The organism is Enterobacter sp. RHBSTW-00901, assembly GCF_014103115.1.
Taxonomy (GTDB): domain Bacteria; phylum Pseudomonadota; class Gammaproteobacteria; order Enterobacterales; family Enterobacteriaceae; genus Enterobacter; species Enterobacter cloacae_P.
On record NZ_JABXPB010000001.1, the window covers coordinates 4359117 to 4377189 of the forward strand.

General features: G+C 54.7%; 16 protein-coding genes. 10 read left to right on the top strand and 6 right to left on the bottom strand.

Going from position 1 to position 18073, the window contains the following annotated elements; translation table 11 throughout:
• Window positions 1-180: 180 nt before the first annotated feature.
• The 5 genes from iaaA to gsiD are packed head-to-tail and all read left to right on the top strand — an operon-like array spanning window position 181 to window position 6440.
• Window positions 181-1119 carry a beta-aspartyl-peptidase gene (gene iaaA / locus HV318_RS20995; protein ID WP_182274252.1) on the top strand — a complete coding sequence of 313 codons (939 nt, stop codon included), beginning with the start codon at window positions 181-183 and terminating at the stop codon, window positions 1117-1119.
• Between the two features lie 11 nt (window positions 1120-1130).
• On the top strand, window positions 1131-2996 hold the full coding sequence (gsiA, locus tag HV318_RS21000; protein WP_182274253.1) for a glutathione ABC transporter ATP-binding protein GsiA: 1866 nt from the start codon (window positions 1131-1133) through the stop codon (window positions 2994-2996).
• A 23-nt stretch (window positions 2997-3019) separates the two neighbouring features.
• Entirely contained in the window at window positions 3020-4558 is a 1539-nt protein-coding gene (gsiB, locus tag HV318_RS21005; RefSeq protein ID WP_182274254.1) for a glutathione ABC transporter substrate-binding protein GsiB, read from the top strand.
• A 48-nt stretch (window positions 4559-4606) separates the two neighbouring features.
• Entirely contained in the window at window positions 4607-5527 is a 921-nt protein-coding gene (gsiC, locus tag HV318_RS21010) for a glutathione ABC transporter permease GsiC (RefSeq protein ID WP_182274255.1), read from the top strand.
• A 1-nt stretch (window position 5528) separates the two neighbouring features.
• Window positions 5529-6440 (top strand): glutathione ABC transporter permease GsiD, encoded by a 912-nt coding sequence (gene gsiD / locus HV318_RS21015; protein ID WP_182274256.1) that lies wholly within the window; start codon window positions 5529-5531, stop codon window positions 6438-6440.
• Window positions 6441-6479: 39 nt separating this feature from the next.
• Here the strand turns inward: gsiD and rimO are convergent, their stop codons facing one another.
• The gene (rimO, locus tag HV318_RS21020) at window positions 6480-7805 is read right to left on the bottom strand and encodes a 30S ribosomal protein S12 methylthiotransferase RimO (protein ID WP_182274257.1); all 1326 of its coding nucleotides are present in this window, start codon (window positions 7803-7805) and stop codon (window positions 6480-6482) included.
• Window positions 7806-8027: 222 nt separating this feature from the next.
• Here rimO and HV318_RS21025 point away from each other — a divergent pair, with 222 nt between their 5' ends.
• A complete protein-coding gene (locus tag HV318_RS21025; RefSeq protein WP_182274258.1) occupies window positions 8028-8192 on the top strand; it encodes a glycine cleavage system protein T in 165 nt (54 codons plus the stop codon).
• 74 nt (window positions 8193-8266) lie between these two features.
• The gene (locus tag HV318_RS21030; protein WP_182274259.1) at window positions 8267-10714 is read left to right on the top strand and encodes a glycogen/starch/alpha-glucan family phosphorylase; all 2448 of its coding nucleotides are present in this window, start codon (window positions 8267-8269) and stop codon (window positions 10712-10714) included.
• On the opposite strand, the gene HV318_RS21035 is transcribed toward HV318_RS21030, so the two are convergent.
• Window positions 10711-11628, bottom strand: coding sequence for a LysR family transcriptional regulator (locus tag HV318_RS21035; protein ID WP_182274260.1), 918 nt, complete (start codon window positions 11626-11628; stop codon window positions 10711-10713). The two genes, HV318_RS21030 and HV318_RS21035, sit on opposite strands and share 4 nt — an antisense overlap.
• A gap of 205 nt (window positions 11629-11833) precedes the next feature.
• On the opposite strand from HV318_RS21035, the gene bssR reads away from it, so the two are divergent.
• Window positions 11834-12217, top strand: coding sequence for a biofilm formation regulator BssR (gene bssR, locus HV318_RS21040; RefSeq protein ID WP_182274261.1), 384 nt, complete (start codon window positions 11834-11836; stop codon window positions 12215-12217).
• Window positions 12218-12322: 105 nt separating this feature from the next.
• Here bssR and HV318_RS21045 read toward each other — a convergent pair whose 3' ends face one another.
• Complete coding sequence (locus HV318_RS21045) at window positions 12323-12949, bottom strand: glutathione S-transferase family protein (protein WP_182274262.1); 627 nt, start codon at window positions 12947-12949, stop codon at window positions 12323-12325.
• A gap of 257 nt (window positions 12950-13206) precedes the next feature.
• On the opposite strand from HV318_RS21045, the gene dacC reads away from it, so the two are divergent.
• The gene (dacC, locus tag HV318_RS21050; RefSeq protein ID WP_182274263.1) at window positions 13207-14409 is read left to right on the top strand and encodes a serine-type D-Ala-D-Ala carboxypeptidase; all 1203 of its coding nucleotides are present in this window, start codon (window positions 13207-13209) and stop codon (window positions 14407-14409) included.
• 76 nt (window positions 14410-14485) lie between these two features.
• Here dacC and deoR read toward each other — a convergent pair whose 3' ends face one another.
• The 3 genes from deoR to HV318_RS21065 all read right to left on the bottom strand — a co-directional run bounded on the left by deoR (window position 14486) and on the right by HV318_RS21065 (window position 16656).
• The gene (gene deoR, locus HV318_RS21055) at window positions 14486-15244 is read right to left on the bottom strand and encodes a DNA-binding transcriptional repressor DeoR (RefSeq protein ID WP_182274264.1); all 759 of its coding nucleotides are present in this window, start codon (window positions 15242-15244) and stop codon (window positions 14486-14488) included.
• Between the two features lie 67 nt (window positions 15245-15311).
• Window positions 15312-15920, bottom strand: a complete 609-nt coding sequence (ybjG, locus tag HV318_RS21060; protein WP_182274265.1) for an undecaprenyl-diphosphate phosphatase — start codon at window positions 15918-15920, stop codon at window positions 15312-15314.
• Window positions 15921-15927: 7 nt separating this feature from the next.
• Window positions 15928-16656 (bottom strand): phosphatase PAP2 family protein, encoded by a 729-nt coding sequence (locus HV318_RS21065; RefSeq protein ID WP_182274647.1) that lies wholly within the window; start codon window positions 16654-16656, stop codon window positions 15928-15930.
• A 166-nt stretch (window positions 16657-16822) separates the two neighbouring features.
• Here HV318_RS21065 and HV318_RS21070 point away from each other — a divergent pair, with 166 nt between their 5' ends.
• Entirely contained in the window at window positions 16823-18055 is a 1233-nt protein-coding gene (locus tag HV318_RS21070; protein WP_182274266.1) for an MFS transporter, read from the top strand.
• The last annotated feature ends 18 nt before the right edge of the window (window positions 18056-18073 follow it).

The following is an 18073-nucleotide window of genomic DNA, read 5'->3' on the forward strand; positions in this document are numbered from 1 at the left end:
TCCTGCACAGTAACAACGAAAGCGTCCATTATGGCAGAAAAGTGCCACTAACAGTATGACCCGCCTGGAGTACCCTTTACATCGCTGTTGCGTCTTTCTATATTCAAAAATTATCTGAAGAATCATCAACGATAATGATATTTATAGCAAAAGCGGCAAGTCGGCTAACGGTGATGTGAAATGGTTAATGCGGTTATCGCAATTCATGGTGGTGCAGGGGCAATTACCCGCGCAAAGCTCAGCCCTGAGCAGGAAAAATGCTATATCGACGCGCTTTACGCCATTGTAGAAACAGGCCAGCGGATGCTGGAGGCAGGCGAGAGCGCGCTGGATGTGGTCACCGAGGCGGTGCGTCTGCTGGAAGAGTGTCCGCTGTTTAATGCGGGGATCGGCTCCGTGTTTACGCGCGATGAAACCCATGAGCTGGACGCCTGTGTGATGGACGGTATCACTCTGAAAGCGGGGGCAGTGGCTGGCGTGAGCCACCTGCGTAACCCCGTTCTGGCGGCACGTCTGGTGATGGAAGAGAGTCCCCATGTCCTGTTGACGGGAGCCGGAGCGGAGCAGTTTGCCTTTGAACACGGGATGGAGGCGGTCTCGCCCGATCTCTTTTCGACCCCGGAGCGTTATCAACAACTGCTGGAGGCTCGTTCAGCGGGTGTGACACAGCTTGACCACACTGCACCGCTGGATGAGACCACCAAAATGGGCACGGTAGGGGCGGTTGCGCTCGATAAAGCCGGTAACCTTGCGGCCGCCACCTCGACTGGCGGCATGACCAACAAACTGCCGGGACGGGTAGGCGATAGCCCACTGCCGGGGGCAGGATGCTACGCCAATAACGCCACAGCGGCGGTGTCGTGTACCGGGACGGGCGAAGTCTTTATTCGCACCCTTGCGGCATATGACATTACCGCACTGATGGATTACGGCGGATTAAGCCTGAGTGAGGCCTACGAACGTGTGGTGATGGAGAAGTTGCCTGCGCTGGGCGGCGTCGGTGGGTTAATTGCCGTGGATCATGAAGGAAACGTGGCGTTGTCGTTTAACAGTGAAGGCATGTACCGCGCCTGGGGCTATGCGGGTGATGAGCCCAGTACGGGGATCTATCGTGAATAAGGGGGCAAAGCGTGCCGCACAGTGAAGCGCTGGACAACCGCGAAGTGTTGGCCGTTCATCATCTGAATATCGCGTTTCAGGAAGAACGGCAGTTTATCCCCGCCGTACAGAATTTATCGTTTTCGCTTAATCGTGGCGAGACGCTGGCGATTGTCGGTGAATCTGGCTCGGGCAAATCGGTCACCGCGCTGGCGCTGATGCGCCTGCTTGAACAAACCGGCGGGCAGGTGACCAGTGACAAAATGCTGTTGCGCCGCCGTAACCGACAGGTAATCGATTTAAACGAACTGAGCGCCTCGCAGATGCAGGGTGTGCGCGGGGCGGATATCGCGATGATTTTCCAGGAGCCCATGACCTCGCTGAACCCGGTTTTTCCGGTCGGTGAACAGATTGCCGAGTCCATCCGTTTGCATCAGGGACTGAGCGGTGACGAGGCGCTCATTGAAGCGAAACGGATGCTGGAACGGGTGCGTATTCCGGAGGCGCAGGCCATTTTATCGCGCTACCCGCACCAGCTTTCCGGCGGGATGCGCCAGCGGGTGATGATTGCGATGGCCCTGTCGTGCCGCCCGGCGGTGCTGATTGCGGACGAACCCACAACGGCTCTGGATGTCACCATTCAGGCGCAGATCCTGCAGCTTATTAAAGTGCTGCAACAGGAAATGGAGATGGGGGTGATTTTCATCACCCATGATATGGGCGTGGTGGCGGATATTGCCGATCGCGTACTGGTGATGCACCAGGGTAATGCCGTGGAAACGGGCAGCGTAGAGCAGATTTTTCATGCGCCTGTTCACCCCTATACCCAGGCGCTGCTGGCGGCGGTACCCCGTCTTGGGGCAATGAACGGCAGCGATTTGCCGCGACGCTTTCCGCTGATATCGCCGGGTGAACCCGGTACTCAGGAAACTGAACAGGACACCGTGGTGCCGGGTAAACCGATTCTGGAAGTCCGGGGGCTGGTGACGCGTTTTCCCTTGCGCAGCGGGTTGTTTAATCGCGTGAAGCGCGAAGTCCACGCCGTCGAAAATGTCAGTTTTGATCTCTGGCCCGGTGAAACGCTGGCGCTGGTGGGGGAGTCCGGCTGTGGCAAATCCACCACTGGCCGGGCGCTGCTGCGGCTGGTGGAGTCTCAGGAAGGGAGCATCACCTTTAACGGTGAACGTATCGATACCCTGCCTTCCGGTAAGCTGCAGGCGGTAAGGCGGGATATTCAGTTTATTTTTCAGGATCCGTATGCCTCCCTCGACCCGCGCCATACGGTGGGGTACTCGATCATGGAGCCGCTGCGGGTGCATAACCTGCTCGACGGTGACGCCGCGCAGCGTCGTGTCGCCTGGCTGCTGGAGCGCGTGGGACTGAAACCGGAACATGCCTGGCGTTATCCGCACGAATTTTCCGGTGGCCAGCGGCAGCGCATCTGCATTGCCCGCGCGCTGGCGCTGAACCCGAAAGTGGTGATTGCGGACGAATCCGTCTCGGCGCTGGATGTCTCCATCCGCGCGCAAATTATTAATCTGTTGCTCGACTTGCAGCGGGATATGGGGATTGCGTTCCTGTTTATCTCGCACGATATGGCGGTGGTTGAGCGTATCAGCCATCGTGTGGCGGTGATGTACATGGGGCAGATTGTTGAGATTGGCCCACGGCGGGCGGTATTTGAAAACCCGCAACATCCGTACACCCGTAAGCTGATGGCTGCTGTACCGGTTGCCGATCCTGAGCATCGTCATGCCCAGCGCGTGCTGCTGCAGGACGAAATGCCGGGCAATATTCGTAAACGGGGCGAGCGTATGGAGCGAGTGACGCTGCGTGAAGTCGGCCCGGGTCATTTTGTCGCCCCTCCGCGTCAGGACAATGCATTCTCGCGGTTATAACTTACAACAGGCAGGAGAACACAATGGTTAAATTTGTTGCCCGGACATGGCTGTTAGCCGCGAGCGTGACGGCAGCCCTGGCCGCCGCACCCGCGTTCGCTGCCAAAGATGTCGTGGTGGCGGTTGGATCGAATTTCACGACCCTCGATCCTTATGACGCTAACGACACGCTCTCGCAGGCGGTCGCCAAATCTTTCTATCAGGGGCTATTTGGCCTGGATAAAGAGATGAAGCTGATGAACGTGCTGGCGAAGAGCTATACCGTCTCTGACGACGGGCTGGTGTATACCATTAAGCTCAGAACCGGCGTGAAGTTCCAGGACGGCACGGATTTTAACGCTGAGGCGGTGAAGGTGAACCTCGACCGTGCCAGCAACCCGGAAAATAGCCTTAAGCGCTACAACCTCTATAAAACCATTGCCAGCACCCAGGTGGTTGACCCGGCGACGGTGAAGATCACCCTGAAAGAGCCGTTCTCGGCCTTTATCAATATTCTCGCGCACCCGGCAACGGCAATGATCTCGCCTGCGGCGCTGAAAAAATACGGTAAAGAGATTGGCTTCCATCCGGTCGGCACCGGCCCGTATGAGCTGGTTACCTGGAATCAGACCGATTTTGTGAAGGTGAAGAAATATACCGGTTACTGGCAACAAGGGTTGCCGAAGCTGGATACCATTACCTGGCGTCCGGTGGTGGACAACAACACCCGCGCGGCGATGCTGCAAACCGGAGAAGCGCAGTTTGCCTTCCCGATCCCGTATGAGCAGGCGGCGATCCTGGCGAAAAACAGCAAGCTGGAGCTGGTGGCCAGCCCGTCCATCATGCAGCGCTATATCAGCATGAACATCACGCAGAAACCGTTTGATAACCCGAAGGTGCGTGAAGCCATCAACTATGCAATTAACCGTCAGGCGCTGGTGAAGGTGGCCTTTGCGGGCTTCGCGACCCCGGCAACTGGCGTCCTGCCGCCGACCATCGCCTATTCGCAAAATTATCAACCGTGGCCATACGATCCGGCTAAAGCGCGCGAGTTGCTAAAAGAAGCGGGCTTCCCGAACGGCTTTAGCACCACGCTGTGGTCGTCGCACAATCACAGTACCGCGCAGAAGGTACTGCAGTTCACTCAGCAGCAGCTGGCGCAGGTGGGTATTAAGGCGCAGGTTACCGCGATGGACGCCGGACAACGTGCGGCAGAAGTGGAAGGAAAAGGGCAGAAAGAGAGCGGTGTGCGGATGTTCTACACCGGCTGGTCGGCCTCCACCGGCGAAGCGGACTGGGCGCTCTCGCCGCTGTTCGCCTCGCAGAACTGGCCGCCAACCCTGTTCAACACCGCGTTCTACAGTAACCCGCAGGTGGACAAAAACCTGGCCAACGCGCTGAAAACCACCAAACCGGAAGAGAAAGCGCGCCTCTATAAAGAGGCTCAGGATATCATCTGGAAAGAGTCACCGTGGGTCCCGCTGGTGGTGGAAAAACTGGTATCAGCCCATAACAAGGCGCTGACTGGCTTCTACATCATGCCGGATACGGGTTTTAGCTTCGATGATGCAGATTTGAAATAAGAAAACTCATGCCTGCAGGCGGTGATCTGTGGGATGAGAGGGAGAGGCATGCTGAATTATGTTTGTAAACGCCTGCTGGGGCTTATCCCGACGCTGCTGATTGTGGCGGTGCTGGTGTTTTTGTTTGTTCATATGTTACCAGGCGATCCGGCCCGGTTGGTGGCAGGGCCGGAGGCAGATGCTACGGTCATTGAACGGGTGCGTACACAACTGGGCCTTGATCAGCCTTTGTACCGGCAGTTCCTGCACTACATTGGCAATGTGCTGCAGGGTGATTTTGGCACCTCAATGGTGTCGCGTCGTCCGGTATCGGAAGAGATTGCCAGCCGCTTTATGCCGACGTTCTGGCTGACCATCGCCAGTATGACCTGGGCGGTGCTGTTTGGTCTGAGTGCCGGGATTGTCGCGGCCGTGTGGCGTAACCGCTGGCCGGACAAACTCGGTATGGCACTGGCGGTAACGGGCATCTCCTTCCCGGCGTTTGCGCTCGGGATGCTGCTGATGCAGATTTTCTCCGTGGAGCTGGGCTGGCTGCCAACCGTCGGGGCTGATACCTGGAAGCACTATATCCTGCCTTCTCTGACTCTGGGCGCTGCCGTTGCGGCGGTAATGGCGCGCTTTACCCGCGCTTCGTTCGTTGATGTGCTGAGTGAAGACTACATCTGCACCGCGCGGGCAAAAGGGGTGAGTGAAAAATGGGTCATTCTCAAGCACGGTTTTCGTAATGCGATGATCCCGGTGGTGACGATGATGGGGCTGCAGTTCGGCTTCCTGCTGGGCGGCTCTATCGTAGTGGAGAAGGTCTTCAACTGGCCAGGGCTGGGGCGTCTGCTGGTCGATTCAGTCGACATGCGTGATTACCCGGTCATTCAGGCGGAAGTCCTGCTTTTCTCACTGGAGTTTATTCTTATCAACTTAGTGGTGGACGTGCTCTACGCCGCCATTAACCCGGCCATCAGGTACAAGTAAGATGCGATTGTTAAACTGGCGTCGTCAGGCCGTTTTAAACGCTATGCCGGGGCTTAAACCGGATCATATCCGCACCCCGTGGTTTGAGTTCTGGCGGCGTTTTCGTCGCCAGCCGGTCGCCATGACGGCAGGGCTGTTTGTGCTGTTGCTGATTGTGGTGGCGATCATTGCCCCGTGGGTGGCTCCGTTTGATGCCGAAAACTACTTTGATTACGATCGGTTGAATGACGGGCCATCAATGCTGCACTGGTTCGGCGTGGACTCACTCGGGCGCGATATCTTCAGCCGCGTGCTGGTGGGGGCGCAGATCTCTCTTGCCGCCGGGGTCTTTGCGGTACTGATTGGCGCGGCGACAGGCACCGTGCTTGGCCTGATTGCCGGGTATTACGAAGGCTGGTGGGACAGGATCATCATGCGTATATGCGACGTCTTGTTTGCGTTCCCCGGCATTCTGCTGGCGATCGCTGTTGTCGCGATTATGGGCAGCGGTATGGCGAACGTGATTGTTGCCGTGGCGGTCTTCTCGATCCCGGCATTTGCCCGTCTGGTGCGCGGCAACACGCTGGTACTTAAACAGCAAACCTTTATCGAGTCGGCGCGCAGTATGGGGGCCAGTGATGCCACCATCCTGTTCAGCCATATTCTGCCGGGGACGGTGTCGTCCATCGTGGTCTATTTCACAATGCGTATTGGCGTGTCGATTATCTCGGCGGCCAGCCTGTCGTTTCTGGGGTTAGGGGCACAACCACCGACGCCGGAATGGGGGGCGATGCTGAATGAGGCGAGGGCGGATATGGTGATCGCACCGCATGTGGCGATATTCCCGAGCCTGGCGATTTTCCTGACCGTGCTGGCATTTAACCTGCTGGGGGATGGGCTGCGCGACGCGCTGGATACGAGGATTAAGGGGTAAGTCTCCCCTCTCCCCAGCGGGGAGAGGGTGAGGGGGGAATTAAACCCGGCTACCCCACAAATCATACTCGTCGGCGTTTTCAACTTTCACACGAATGATATCACCCGGCTTCACGTTGGTTTCCCCGTTCAGGTACACCGCGCCGTCGATTTCAGGGGCATCCGCCATGCTGCGGCCCATCGCGCCTTCTTCGTCGACTTCATCGATAATTACCAGAATTTCGCGACCCACTTTTTCCTGCAGACGTTCAGCAGAAATCTGCTGTTGCAGCTGCATAAAGCGGTTCCAGCGTTCTTCCTTCACCTCTTCAGGTACCTGATCAGCCAGTTCGTTGGCGGTTGCGCCTTCTACCGGGCTGTATTTGAAGCAGCCTACGCGATCCAGACGCGCTTCTTTCAGGAAGTCCAGCAGCATCTGGAAATCTTCTTCGGTTTCACCCGGGAAGCCGACGATAAAGGTGGAACGCAGGGTCAGATCCGGGCAGATTTCACGCCACTGTTTGATGCGCGCCAGCTGGCGGTCAACGGAACCTGGGCGTTTCATCAGCTTCAGAATACGCGGGCTGGCATGCTGCAGCGGAATATCCAGGTACGGCAGGATCTTACCTTCTGCCATCAGCGGGATGACGTCGTCAACATGTGGGTAAGGGTAGACGTAGTGCAGACGCGTCCAGATACCCAGCTTAGAGAGCTGTTCGCACAGGCCGACCATGCTGGTTTTTACCGGCTCACCGTTGTGGAAGCCGGAACGGTGCTTCACGTCCACGCCGTAGGCAGAGGTATCCTGGGAAATGACCAGCAGTTCCTTCACGCCCGCGTCGGCCAGACGCTTAGCTTCTGCCAGCACTTCGCCAATCGGACGACTCACCAGATCGCCACGCATAGACGGGATAATGCAGAAGGTGCAGCGATGGTTGCAGCCTTCGGAAATTTTCAGGTATGCATAGTGGCGCGGCGTCAGTTTCACGCCCTGTTCCGGTACCAGGCTCAGGAACGGGTTGTGCTTTGGTTTTGGCACGTAGTGGTGAACATGTTCCAGCACCTGCTCGTAGCTGTGTGGGCCAGTGATTTCCAGCACCTTCGGGTGTACTTCGCGGATTTGATCCACTTTTGCGCCCAGGCAGCCAGTCACGATGACTTTGCCGTTTTCAGTCAGGGCTTCACCGATGGCTTCCAGAGACTCCTGAACCGCACTGTCGATAAACCCGCAGGTATTGACGATCACCATGTCGGCGTTGTCGTAGCTTGGCACCACGTCATAGCCTTCGGTGCGAAGTTCGGTCAGGATACGTTCAGAATCCACCAGGTTTTTCGGGCAGCCCAGGGAGACGAAGCCGATTTTCGGCTGGGGCGTAACATTGCTCATAGGTTAAAAATTCATCAATTATGGAGTTATCAGGGCGGGATTTTACAGCGTTCTGCAGGGGATTTATACAGGTCTGTGTGCTGATGTGGCCTGGTCCGGGTTAACCGCTTTGCTAACCAACACTGTTTAGAATTACTTATCCCGGCTTTAAGCGTTGCTAATTGGCTAAAAAAGAAGCAGGCGGTATCTTTCATCCCATCAACAACACTGATGAGGTTATTAATGAAAGATATTCATGTGCAATCCAAAGTTGCTATGGCCAAAACCCTTCACGCTCACGGCGTAAACCTGCCTTACATTGCGGTTGCGACCGGACTGACCCCGCGCAAAATTAGATCTGAATTAAAACTTGCCATTAAAAATAAAATTAATAAACGCAAAATGTAATCCCTGAATTATTCCAGATTCCACTTTTATCTGTTTACCCCCAAATTTATTCAGTTACCTGAAGAGGGTTCCCTATGCAAAATTCCGTTGTTCGCACAGCTTATCGCACCGACATTGAAACGCTGAAAAAAACGATTGTCGAAAAATTACTTTATATCGTTGGTAAAGATCCGGTCATTGCCACCAACCGTGAATGGCTAAATGCCACGCTGTACGCCGTGCGCGACCAGCTGGTCGAGCGCTGGCACCGGTCTAACCGCGCGCAATTTTCTCAGGACGAGCGGCAGGTCTATTACCTTTCAATGGAGTTTTTAATTGGTCGGACATTATCCAATTCTCTGTTATCTCTGGGGATTTATGATGATGTCAAAGGCGCACTGGAGTCCATTGGGCTGGACCTGGAAGAACTTATCGATGAAGAAAACGACCCGGGGTTAGGCAATGGCGGTTTGGGCCGTCTGGCGGCCTGTTTCCTGGATTCGCTGGCTACGCTTGGCTTGCCGGGTTGCGGGTACGGTATTCGCTATAATTACGGCATGTTCAAACAAAGTATTATTGATGGTCGCCAAAAAGAGACGCCGGATTATTGGCTGGAATATGGTAACCCGTGGGAATTTAAACGCCATAATACCCATTATAAAATCCGCTTTGGCGGACGGCTTCAGCACGAAGGTGGTAGAACCCGCTGGGTTGATACTGAAGAGATCCTGGCCGTGGCACACGACCAGATTATTCCCGGTTATAAAACGGATACCACCAATACGCTGCGTCTGTGGAATGTCCAGGTGAATAGTGAGATTAATTCCGCTCGCCTTGCGCAGGAGGATGTTTCCCTGCCGGAGGAAAATAGCTATCACTACGACAAAATCTCGCGGGTACTCTATCCGGATGACTCGACGGAAGCCGGGCGCGAATTGCGTCTGCGTCAGGCCTACTTCCTGGCCTCGGCGACGATTCAGGACATCCTGAATCGCCATTATATGCTGCATAAAACATGGGATAACCTGGCCGGGAAAGTGGCCATTCATCTCAACGATACGCATCCGGTACTCTCCATTCCGGAGCTGATGCGCGTGTTGATCGATGAGCATAAATTCAGCTGGGAAAAGGCCTGGGATATCACGAGCCAGATTTTCTCTTACACCAACCATACGCTGATGAGCGAAGCACTGGAAACCTGGCCGGTAGAGATGCTGAGCCGTATTCTGCCGCGTCATTTGCAGATTATTTTCGAGATTAATGACCGTTTCCTGAAGAAAGTGTGTGATGTGCATGGTGGGGATAGCGAGCTGCTGCGCCGCGTATCGCTAATCGACGAATCGCATGGCCGCGTGGTGCGCATGGCATGGCTGGCGGTCGTAGCCAGTTATAAGGTAAATGGCGTCTCTGAACTGCATTCTGATTTGATGGCGCAGTCGTTGTTTGCTGATTTTGCGCGCATCTTCCCGACGCGTTTTACCAACGTGACCAACGGGGTGACTGCCCGTCGCTGGCTGGCGCTTGCCAACCCGTCGCTCTCCGACGTGCTGGATACCAACATTGGCCCGGCCTGGCGAACCGACTTAAACCAGCTCAGCGATCTGAAATCCTGTATTGATTATCCAACGGTAAACGCGGCTATTTGTCGGGCGAAACGGGAAAATAAAAAGCGTCTTGCCGACTACATTGCCACGCACTTTAACGTCGTGGTTAACCCCGGGGCGCTGTTCGATGTGCAGGTGAAACGTATTCATGAATACAAGCGTCAGCTGTTGAACGTGCTGCATATCATCACCCGTTATAACCGCATCAAGGCCGAGCCGGAGGTGAACTGGGTCCCGCGCGTCAATATCTTCGCCGGTAAGGCCGCCTCGTCGTACTTTATGGCGAAGCAAATTATTCGTCTGATTAACGATGTGGCGCAGGTGGTGAATAACGATCCGCAGATGGGTAACCGGCTCAAGGTGGTCTTTATCCCGGATTACAGCGTCAGCCTGGCACAGATGATTATTCCGGCAGCCGATCTCTCTGAACAGATTTCGCTGGCGGGGACCGAAGCCTCTGGTACCAGCAACATGAAATTTGCACTTAACGGTGCGCTGACCATCGGTACGCTGGATGGGGCGAATATTGAGATGCGTGAGTATGTTGGTGAGAACAATTTCTTCATCTTCGGCAATACGGCAGAAGAAGTGGAAATGCTGCGCCGTGGCGGCTATAACCCGCACGATATCTTTGAGCAGGATGAAGCGCTGCACCAGGTGCTGACGCAGATTGGCACCGGGAAATTTAGCCCGCAGGAGCCAGGGCGTTACCGTAACCTGCTGGATTCATTAATCAATTTTGGCGACTATTATCAGGTGCTTGCGGATTATCGCAGCTACGTTGAGTGTCAGGATCAGGTGGATGAGCTGTACCGTCAGCCACGGGAGTGGACAGCCCGGGCAATGCACAATATTGCCAATATGGGGTATTTCTCGTCTGACCGCGCTATTCAGGAATATGCCGACACTATCTGGCATATCGGCAAAACGCGGCTCTAGGTCGTCTGGAGCAGCAGATCATCCAGCACAGAAGAGAGCAATGTATTGCTCTCTTTTCTGTATGAGGAGTAAATGCTGAATTGCGGTAGTGGGAACGGTGTGTCAATTCGCCTGAGCTTGTACATCTCCGAGTAGGTGGCGAAGGCGCGCTCCGGGATAATTCCCAGGCACTGCGTTCTGGCGATGATAATCAGAATGGAGGCAAAAGAGGTGGTGAGCAGACAGCGGTCGCTGGAGCGGAATTTTTTGTCAACAATACTGCGGTAATAAATGATTTTTTCATTTTTGGTGTTATAGCCCACCAGACTGGCATTTCTGAACGACTCTTCATCAATCACGTTTCCGTAGAGCGAGTTATCCTGTGCGGCCACCAGCACCAGGTTCACCTTGCATACTTTCTGGCAGCTGATGTTGCTGTTTTCCACCGAAAGGGTGGAGAACACCACATCGGCCTGGCGCATGTTGAGCAGCTCGGTAATTTTTTGTTCGTTCAGGTCGGCAGTGCGATGCAGCAGGCTAATGTCAGAATTCGTTTCGAGGAGCTTTTCCGTTAATTCAGGTACCACCAGCGGAGAAACAAAGGATTCGGTATACAGAGTGACTCTTTTTTTGGGCGAGGGCGTTGAGCCAGGTAACAGTGTGGAGAGCTTGTCGATTATCGGAACCGTGTTGTCGTAAAGCTCATCGGAAAACACCGTCGGCAGCAGCATGTTTCCGCTACGAACAAAAAGGTTGTCCCCCATCATTTCGCGCAGTTTTCGCAGCGACTGGCTGACGGCAGAGGGGGAAATGTCCAGCATGTCGGCGACTTTAGAAATGCTACCCACGCTATAGATTAAGCAAAAGAGGGTGAGCAGATTCAGGTCAATCTTTGAAAGCGAACATATTTTTTCGGACACCGGTATTGTCGACATAATCCCTCCAGCACTGGCGCTGTCGCAGGCCATTCAATCCTGTAGAAAAAATAGCACATGCCGGGAATTTGTGCCCCGCAGGGCTTAAAGTTGTAACATTGTAAATGATGTTAATCAGTTATGTTTTATTGATCTGAAGCATTAAACTGTACAAAAAATGAACTTATTCTGAAGATGCATAATGGCTGACAGAGGAGGAAATAGCATGTCCGTTGACAGACTGAAACGCGATCTGCTTAACAAGCTGATCAACGCCCGAATCGACCTTGCCGCATACCTGCAGTTGAGGAAGGCAAAAGGGTATATGTCAGTCAGCGAAAGCGAACATCTGCGTGATAATTTCTTTGAACTTTGCAATTTCATGCGTGAAAAAGCACCCATCCTGAAAGCGGAATACGCTGAAAGCGAGCTGATTGCTCTGCGTCGAGCCGCTGAGGTGCTCTCCATTGCAGGGGTATGTTTGATGACCGGACGCCACGACTGCCCGACGTTTATAGCCGTCAACGCGGAGAAGCTCGAACACTGCCTGACTACGATCTCTCTTTGCATCATGTGTCTGAACGAGCACGCGACGCTTGAACAGCACTAAGCCCGGGGGAGGCAACTCCCCCTTCTGATGACATGTTATCTGTATGTTCTGACCGATGAGACGGACGGGGCGCGGTTGAAAATGAGCCCGTCCGGCGGTGCGTAATCAGCTTACCGGGATCATCACAGCATGACGGTACGCAGGACGCTCGCTAAGCTGGCGGAGCCAGCGCTCAAGATGCGGACGTGGCGTCCACGTCAGGCTCATGTTGGTCAGGTTCCAGACGAACGGCGCAACAGCAATATCCCCCACGCCAAATGTCTCACCCGAGAACCACGTGTGCTTCGCCAGTTCGTTGTCCATCATTGCGAAAAGGGCTTCACAGGCATCTTGTGCGGCATGGATAGCGGGATAGTCGCGTTCGGCTTCCGGCGTTCTGACTAACCCCATCAGGATCACACGGTGAGTGGGAGAGAGCGTCTGGTTTGCCCAGTCCATCCACTTTTCACCCTGAGCACGCTGCACCGGGCTTTCCACCCACAGACGCCCCTGGCCGTACTGAGCCGCGAGGTAACGCACAATGGTGTTGGACTCCCATAGCGTAGCGTTGGTCTCTTCATCGCGCAGCAATGGCACCAGACCGTTTGGGTTCATGGCCAGATACTCCGCCTCTTTGTTGACCCCAAACTGCATGCCCGCCATCACCTGCTTAAACGGTAAATCCAGCTCTTCCAGCGTCCAGAGCACCTTTTTAACGTTGGTCGAATTGTTCCTGCCCCACAGCGTAATCATATTAACTCCCGAAATAGTCAAACAACCTGAGATGTGAATCAGAGCCAGCGATTTGTCATGGTGAGATAAACCTAACAATTACGCAACAGAAGACAAAAAAATCGTTCGAATCAAAGCGTATCCGAATGTTATTGCATAAACTTTAAAAACTTTACCTGGTTTAGGTTTCTTTAACCGTTTTAGTGCGCTATTACTCATCGCTTCTTGCGATACGGTGATGTGACATAATTATTTGAATGGATACTCGGGTGGCATTTATGACGCGAAAATTGACTTCTCTGCGCAGCCTGGCGGCAGGTTCTGCGCTCCTTTTCCTGTTTGCACCAACTCTTTATGCGGCTGAGCAGGCTGCGCCTGAAGCGCCGCCGGTTGATGCGCGCGCCTGGATCCTGATGGATTATTCCAGCGGAAAAGTGCTGGCGGAAGGCAATGCCGACGAACAGCTTGACCCGGCCAGTCTGACCAAAATAATGACCAGCTATGTGGTCGGCCAGGCCTTAAAAGCGGGCAAGATCAAGCTTGAGGATATGGTTACCATCGGAAAAGATGCCTGGGCGACCGGCAATCCTGCACTGCGTGGGTCGTCTGTGATGTTCCTGAAGCCCGGGGATCAGGTTTCCGTCTCAGATTTGAATAAAGGGGTGATTATCCAGTCGGGTAACGATGCCTGTATTGCGCTGGCGGATTATGTCGCGGGCAGCCAGGACTCTTTTATCGGCCTGATGAACGGCTACGCGCAAAAGCTGGGTCTGAACAAAACCACCTTTAAAACGGTTCACGGCCTCGATGCACCGGGCCAGTTCAGCACCGCGCGCGATATGGCGTTGCTCGGGAAGGCGCTGATCCACGACGTGCCGGATGAATATGCCATCCATAAAGAGAAAGAGTTCACCTTCAATAAGATCCGCCAGCCTAACCGTAACCGCCTGCTGTGGAGCAGTAACATCAACGTTGACGGGATGAAGACCGGCACCACGGCCGGTGCGGGTTACAACCTGGTGGCTTCCGCGACTCAGGGCGATATGCGCCTGATTTCGGTGGTACTGGGGACGAAGACTGACCGCATTCGTTTTAACGAATCGGAAAAACTGCTGACCTGGGGCTTCCGCTTCTTTGAAACCGTGACGCCAATTAAACCGGATGCCACGTTTGTCAGCCAGCGCGTGTGGTTTGGTGACAAGAGCGAGGTTAATCTGGGGGCCGGTGAGGGCGGTTCGGTAACCATTCCGCGCGGCCAGCTGAAAAACCTGAAAGCCAGCTACACCCTGACCGAGAGCCAGCTTACCGCGCCGCTGAAAAAAGGCCAGGTGGTCGGGACGATTGACTTCCAGCTTAACGGCAAATCGATTGAGCAGCGTCCGCTGATTGTGATGGAAGCGGTAGAAGAGGGCGGCTTCTTCAGCCGGATGTGGGATTTCGTGATGATGAAATTCCACACGTGGTTTGGGAGTTGGTTCTAAGCTTTTTGTCGGGTGACGGCCTGCATTCTTTTCCCCCTCTCCCTGTGGGAGGGGGTATCAGGCCGCACCGTACGACTCAATACATCAACTTAATCTGCTGTGCCTTCGCGTGTGCCACGATCTCTTCATCTGGTCGGCAATCACTCACGATGGCGTCAAAGCCCGACAGTTCACCCATTCTTGCCGCACGTACTTTGCCAAACTTACTGTGATCGACCACCAGGACATGGTACTGCGCCGCGTTTAACGCCCAGCGCTTCACCGGCAACTCTTCCAGATTAAAGCAGGTTGCGCCCTGACGGACATTCACTCCCGCCGCAGAATAAAAAGCGATATCCGGGCATAAATTGCTGAGCGTGTCCTGCAGATTCAGGGGTTTGAAAATCGCATTGCTGGCGTGGAACTCTCCGCCGCAGAGGATCACCCGACACTCGGGTTTTTCCTGCAGCGCCAGGAAGGTGTTCAGTGAATAGCACACGGCAGTAAAAGGGATGCTGCTGTCGATTGCTTCAATGATCCACGGCGTGGTGGTTCCGCAGTCAAAAAACAGCGTCTGGTGGGGCTGTACCAGTGAAGCGGCAAGCCGCGCGGCTTTGCGTTTCTCTTCAACCAGGCGCGTTTTTTGATCGCTTATCAGATAATGGCTGGCGCTACGCGGCTCCAGCACAATATACCCACCCAGCAAAACGACGGGGGCACTCTCGCTGTTCAGGTCACGACGAATGGTCATCTCAGAGACGCCGAGCAGGGTTGCAGCTTCTTTGAGGTGCAGTTTATCACTGCGCTTCAGCGCCTGTAGCAGCTGAGCTATGCGGTCATCGCGTCGTGTTTCCATAGATCCTCGGGCTGAAAAAGTGAACCCCCGCAGGGCGGGGGCTCAAGTGTAACCTGTCGGACTGGGGTTAGTCACGCACCCAGCCTTTGCGGATCGGGATGGCAAACAGGACGTGATAAACCCGGGACAGCCCGCGGTAGAGCACCTGACCAACGAGACTCCACAGGATCGCCGCGCTTACGCAGCCAATCAGCCCCACGAGGAAGCCACCCACCATATCCAGTGGCCAGTGGACGCCCAGGTAAACACGAGACCAGGCGATTGCCGCTGCAACCACCATCAGCAGTGCGCCAGACCACAGGCGATGCCAGAACAGGAATGCCAGCGCGAAGGTGAAGATCACCGTGCCGTGATCGCTCGGGAAGGAATCATCCGGCGCATGGTGCAGGAAGGTATAGCCTGCGTGAGCGACGAAAGGACGATCGTGCGGGAACAGATGTCCCAGCATAAAGCTCACCAGCACGCTCACGACGAGTGCCATCCCGACCTTGATAACCAACTGACGTCGTGCGGTCACCTGGTCGCGTGGACCCCACAGCCAGAGAATAGCGGCCAGGACAGGAACAATGCTGATCAGATCCTTTGCAAAAAAAGTGGCTGTATCGATCATCCACTCCGGTGACGCCGGGGTGGCGTTGATCAGATAAAACAGCCCGTAATTCAAATGCTCTAACATAGTGTCATTACCCTTTAGCAAACCGGGTGGATACCAGTCCGTAGACCACCACCTGGGAAAACCAGACCCACCACCCAGCCCACAGGTTGTGAGAGAAGAAATGTGCCCCGCGCATGACCTGCCCGTAACCCATTGCCAGCCCTAACACCACGCCCAGGGCGACAAAGCACCAGGCCAGACGTGGACGATCGCGCCAGAAAGCAAAAAACAAGCCCATCACCATAAAGCCGCTGGAGGCATGACCACCGGGGAAGCAGCGCCCAGGACCACTGTCTGCCGGAGCCGCGCTGAACAGAGGGTAAGAGACGGCCTTACCGCCATACTCCACCAGATCCCACGGGCAGCTGTGATGGCTAATACTTTTCAGCGCACCAACCACCAGCGCACCAAGCCCCATCAACAGCGCACCCGTCACCAGCTTTGCGTTGCGTTTGTAAGCGCCGTATAACAACGCCACTGCGCCCAACGCGATAGCGATGTACTTCGCCATCCGGTGGTTCAGCAGATCCAGCAGATGGTTTTTCTGCAGCGGAAAACTCTGGGTTGCCGCGTCATACCAAAAGCCGGTGATCCATTTATCGAGCGTTTCATCGCGAGATAGCCAGGTAAACAGCACGGCGAGGGCGATCAGCACGAAAAGCTGATAACCATAAAATCGAGCGGGTAAACGGTAAAGTTGTGTTGTCTTAATTGTTGGTAACTTAGACAATTCTGAACGGCTGGAGGTCTGTGCCATAATTTTGATCGGTGACATGAAATGGAGTTATCATAATAGTGTCAACTTAAGGAAACCTTAAACAAAGACGATATAAGCTTTATTTCTGTTTCTTCTCGATAACTTACTATTTCAGACTGCGGCAATTCATTACACTCGCCGCGATTTTTCACCATAAAGAGATTGCATGTTAAACCGTTCTTCTTCCGGTACGCGTCTGGGTCGTCAGGCGTTACTTTTCCCTCTGTGTCTGGTGCTCTACGAATTCTCTACCTATATCGGCAACGATATGATCCAGCCGGGTATGCTGGCCGTTGTGGAACAGTACAACGCAGGGATTGAGTGGGTGCCAACGTCGATGACCGCCTATCTGGCTGGCGGTATGTTTTTGCAGTGGCTGTTAGGCCCGCTGTCGGATCGTATTGGCCGTCGCCCGGTAATGTTAACGGGTGTGGTATGGTTTATCGTGACCTGCCTCGCCACGCTGCTGGCGCAAAACATTGAACAATTTACCCTGCTGCGCTTCCTGCAGGGGGTGAGCCTGTGCTTCATCGGTGCCGTGGGATACGCCGCGATCCAGGAGTCATTTGAAGAGGCGATGTGTATCAAAATTACCGCGCTGATGGCGAATGTGGCGCTGATTGCCCCGCTGCTGGGGCCGCTGGTGGGAGCCGCGTGGATACATGTTGCGCCGTGGGAAGGGATGTTTGTGCTGTTTGCCGCATTTGCCGCCATCGCTTTCTTTGGCCTGCACCGCGCGATGCCGGAAACGGCTACCCGGCTGGGTGAAACGCTGTCGCTCAAAGAGCTGGGGCGTGATTACAAATTGGTGCTGAAAAACGTTCGCTTTGTTGCGGGAGCACTGGCGCTGGGGTTCGTCAGCCTGCCGTTGCTGGCATGGATTGCCCAGTCTCCGGTGATTATCATCAGCGGCGAGAAGCTCAGCAGCTACGAGTACGGCATGTTGCAGGTACCGATTTTTGGTGCGCTGATAATCGGTAACCTGACGCTGGCTCGTCTGACGTCTCGTCGTACCGTGCGTTCGCTGATTATTATGGGCGGCTGGCCGATTGTGGCAGGGCTGATTATGGCGGCCGTTGCTACAGTGGCATCGTCGCATGCTTACCTGTGGATGACGGCGGGGCTGAGTGTTTATGCCTTTGGTATTGGCCTGGCGAACGCCGGGCTGGTGCGTCTGACGCTGTTTGCCAGTGATATGAGTAAAGGTACCGTGTCTGCGGCGATGGGGATGTTGCAGATGTTGATTTTCACCGTCGGTATCGAGGTGAGCAAGCACGCTTACGCGATGGGCGGCAATGGGCTGTTCAGCCTGTTCAACCTTGCCAATGGTGTGCTGTGGCTGGGGCTGATGGTGGTGTTCCTGAAAGATAAACGCGTCGGGAACGCGCTACAGCCATAAGCTTTTGTTCCCTCTCCC

Coding starts and splice junctions, on each gene's coding strand:
- iaaA (WP_182274252.1), top strand. CDS start 181: ATGGTTAATGCGGTTATCGCAATTCATGGTGGTGCAGGGGCAATTACC.
- gsiB (WP_182274254.1), top strand. CDS start 3,020: ATGGTTAAATTTGTTGCCCGGACATGGCTGTTAGCCGCGAGCGTGACG.
- gsiC (WP_182274255.1), top strand. CDS start 4,607: ATGCTGAATTATGTTTGTAAACGCCTGCTGGGGCTTATCCCGACGCTG.
- gsiD (WP_182274256.1), top strand. CDS start 5,529: ATGCGATTGTTAAACTGGCGTCGTCAGGCCGTTTTAAACGCTATGCCG.
- rimO (WP_182274257.1), bottom strand. CDS start 7,805: ATGAGCAATGTTACGCCCCAGCCGAAAATCGGCTTCGTCTCCCTGGGC.
- HV318_RS21025 (WP_182274258.1), top strand. CDS start 8,028: ATGAAAGATATTCATGTGCAATCCAAAGTTGCTATGGCCAAAACCCTT.
- HV318_RS21030 (WP_182274259.1), top strand. CDS start 8,267: ATGCAAAATTCCGTTGTTCGCACAGCTTATCGCACCGACATTGAAACG.
- HV318_RS21035 (WP_182274260.1), bottom strand. CDS start 11,628: ATGTCGACAATACCGGTGTCCGAAAAAATATGTTCGCTTTCAAAGATT.
- bssR (WP_182274261.1), top strand. CDS start 11,834: ATGTCCGTTGACAGACTGAAACGCGATCTGCTTAACAAGCTGATCAAC.
- HV318_RS21045 (WP_182274262.1), bottom strand. CDS start 12,949: ATGATTACGCTGTGGGGCAGGAACAATTCGACCAACGTTAAAAAGGTG.
- dacC (WP_182274263.1), top strand. CDS start 13,207: ATGACGCGAAAATTGACTTCTCTGCGCAGCCTGGCGGCAGGTTCTGCG.
- deoR (WP_182274264.1), bottom strand. CDS start 15,244: ATGGAAACACGACGCGATGACCGCATAGCTCAGCTGCTACAGGCGCTG.
- ybjG (WP_182274265.1), bottom strand. CDS start 15,920: ATGTTAGAGCATTTGAATTACGGGCTGTTTTATCTGATCAACGCCACC.
- HV318_RS21065 (WP_182274647.1), bottom strand. CDS start 16,656: ATGGCACAGACCTCCAGCCGTTCAGAATTGTCTAAGTTACCAACAATT.
- HV318_RS21070 (WP_182274266.1), top strand. CDS start 16,823: ATGTTAAACCGTTCTTCTTCCGGTACGCGTCTGGGTCGTCAGGCGTTA.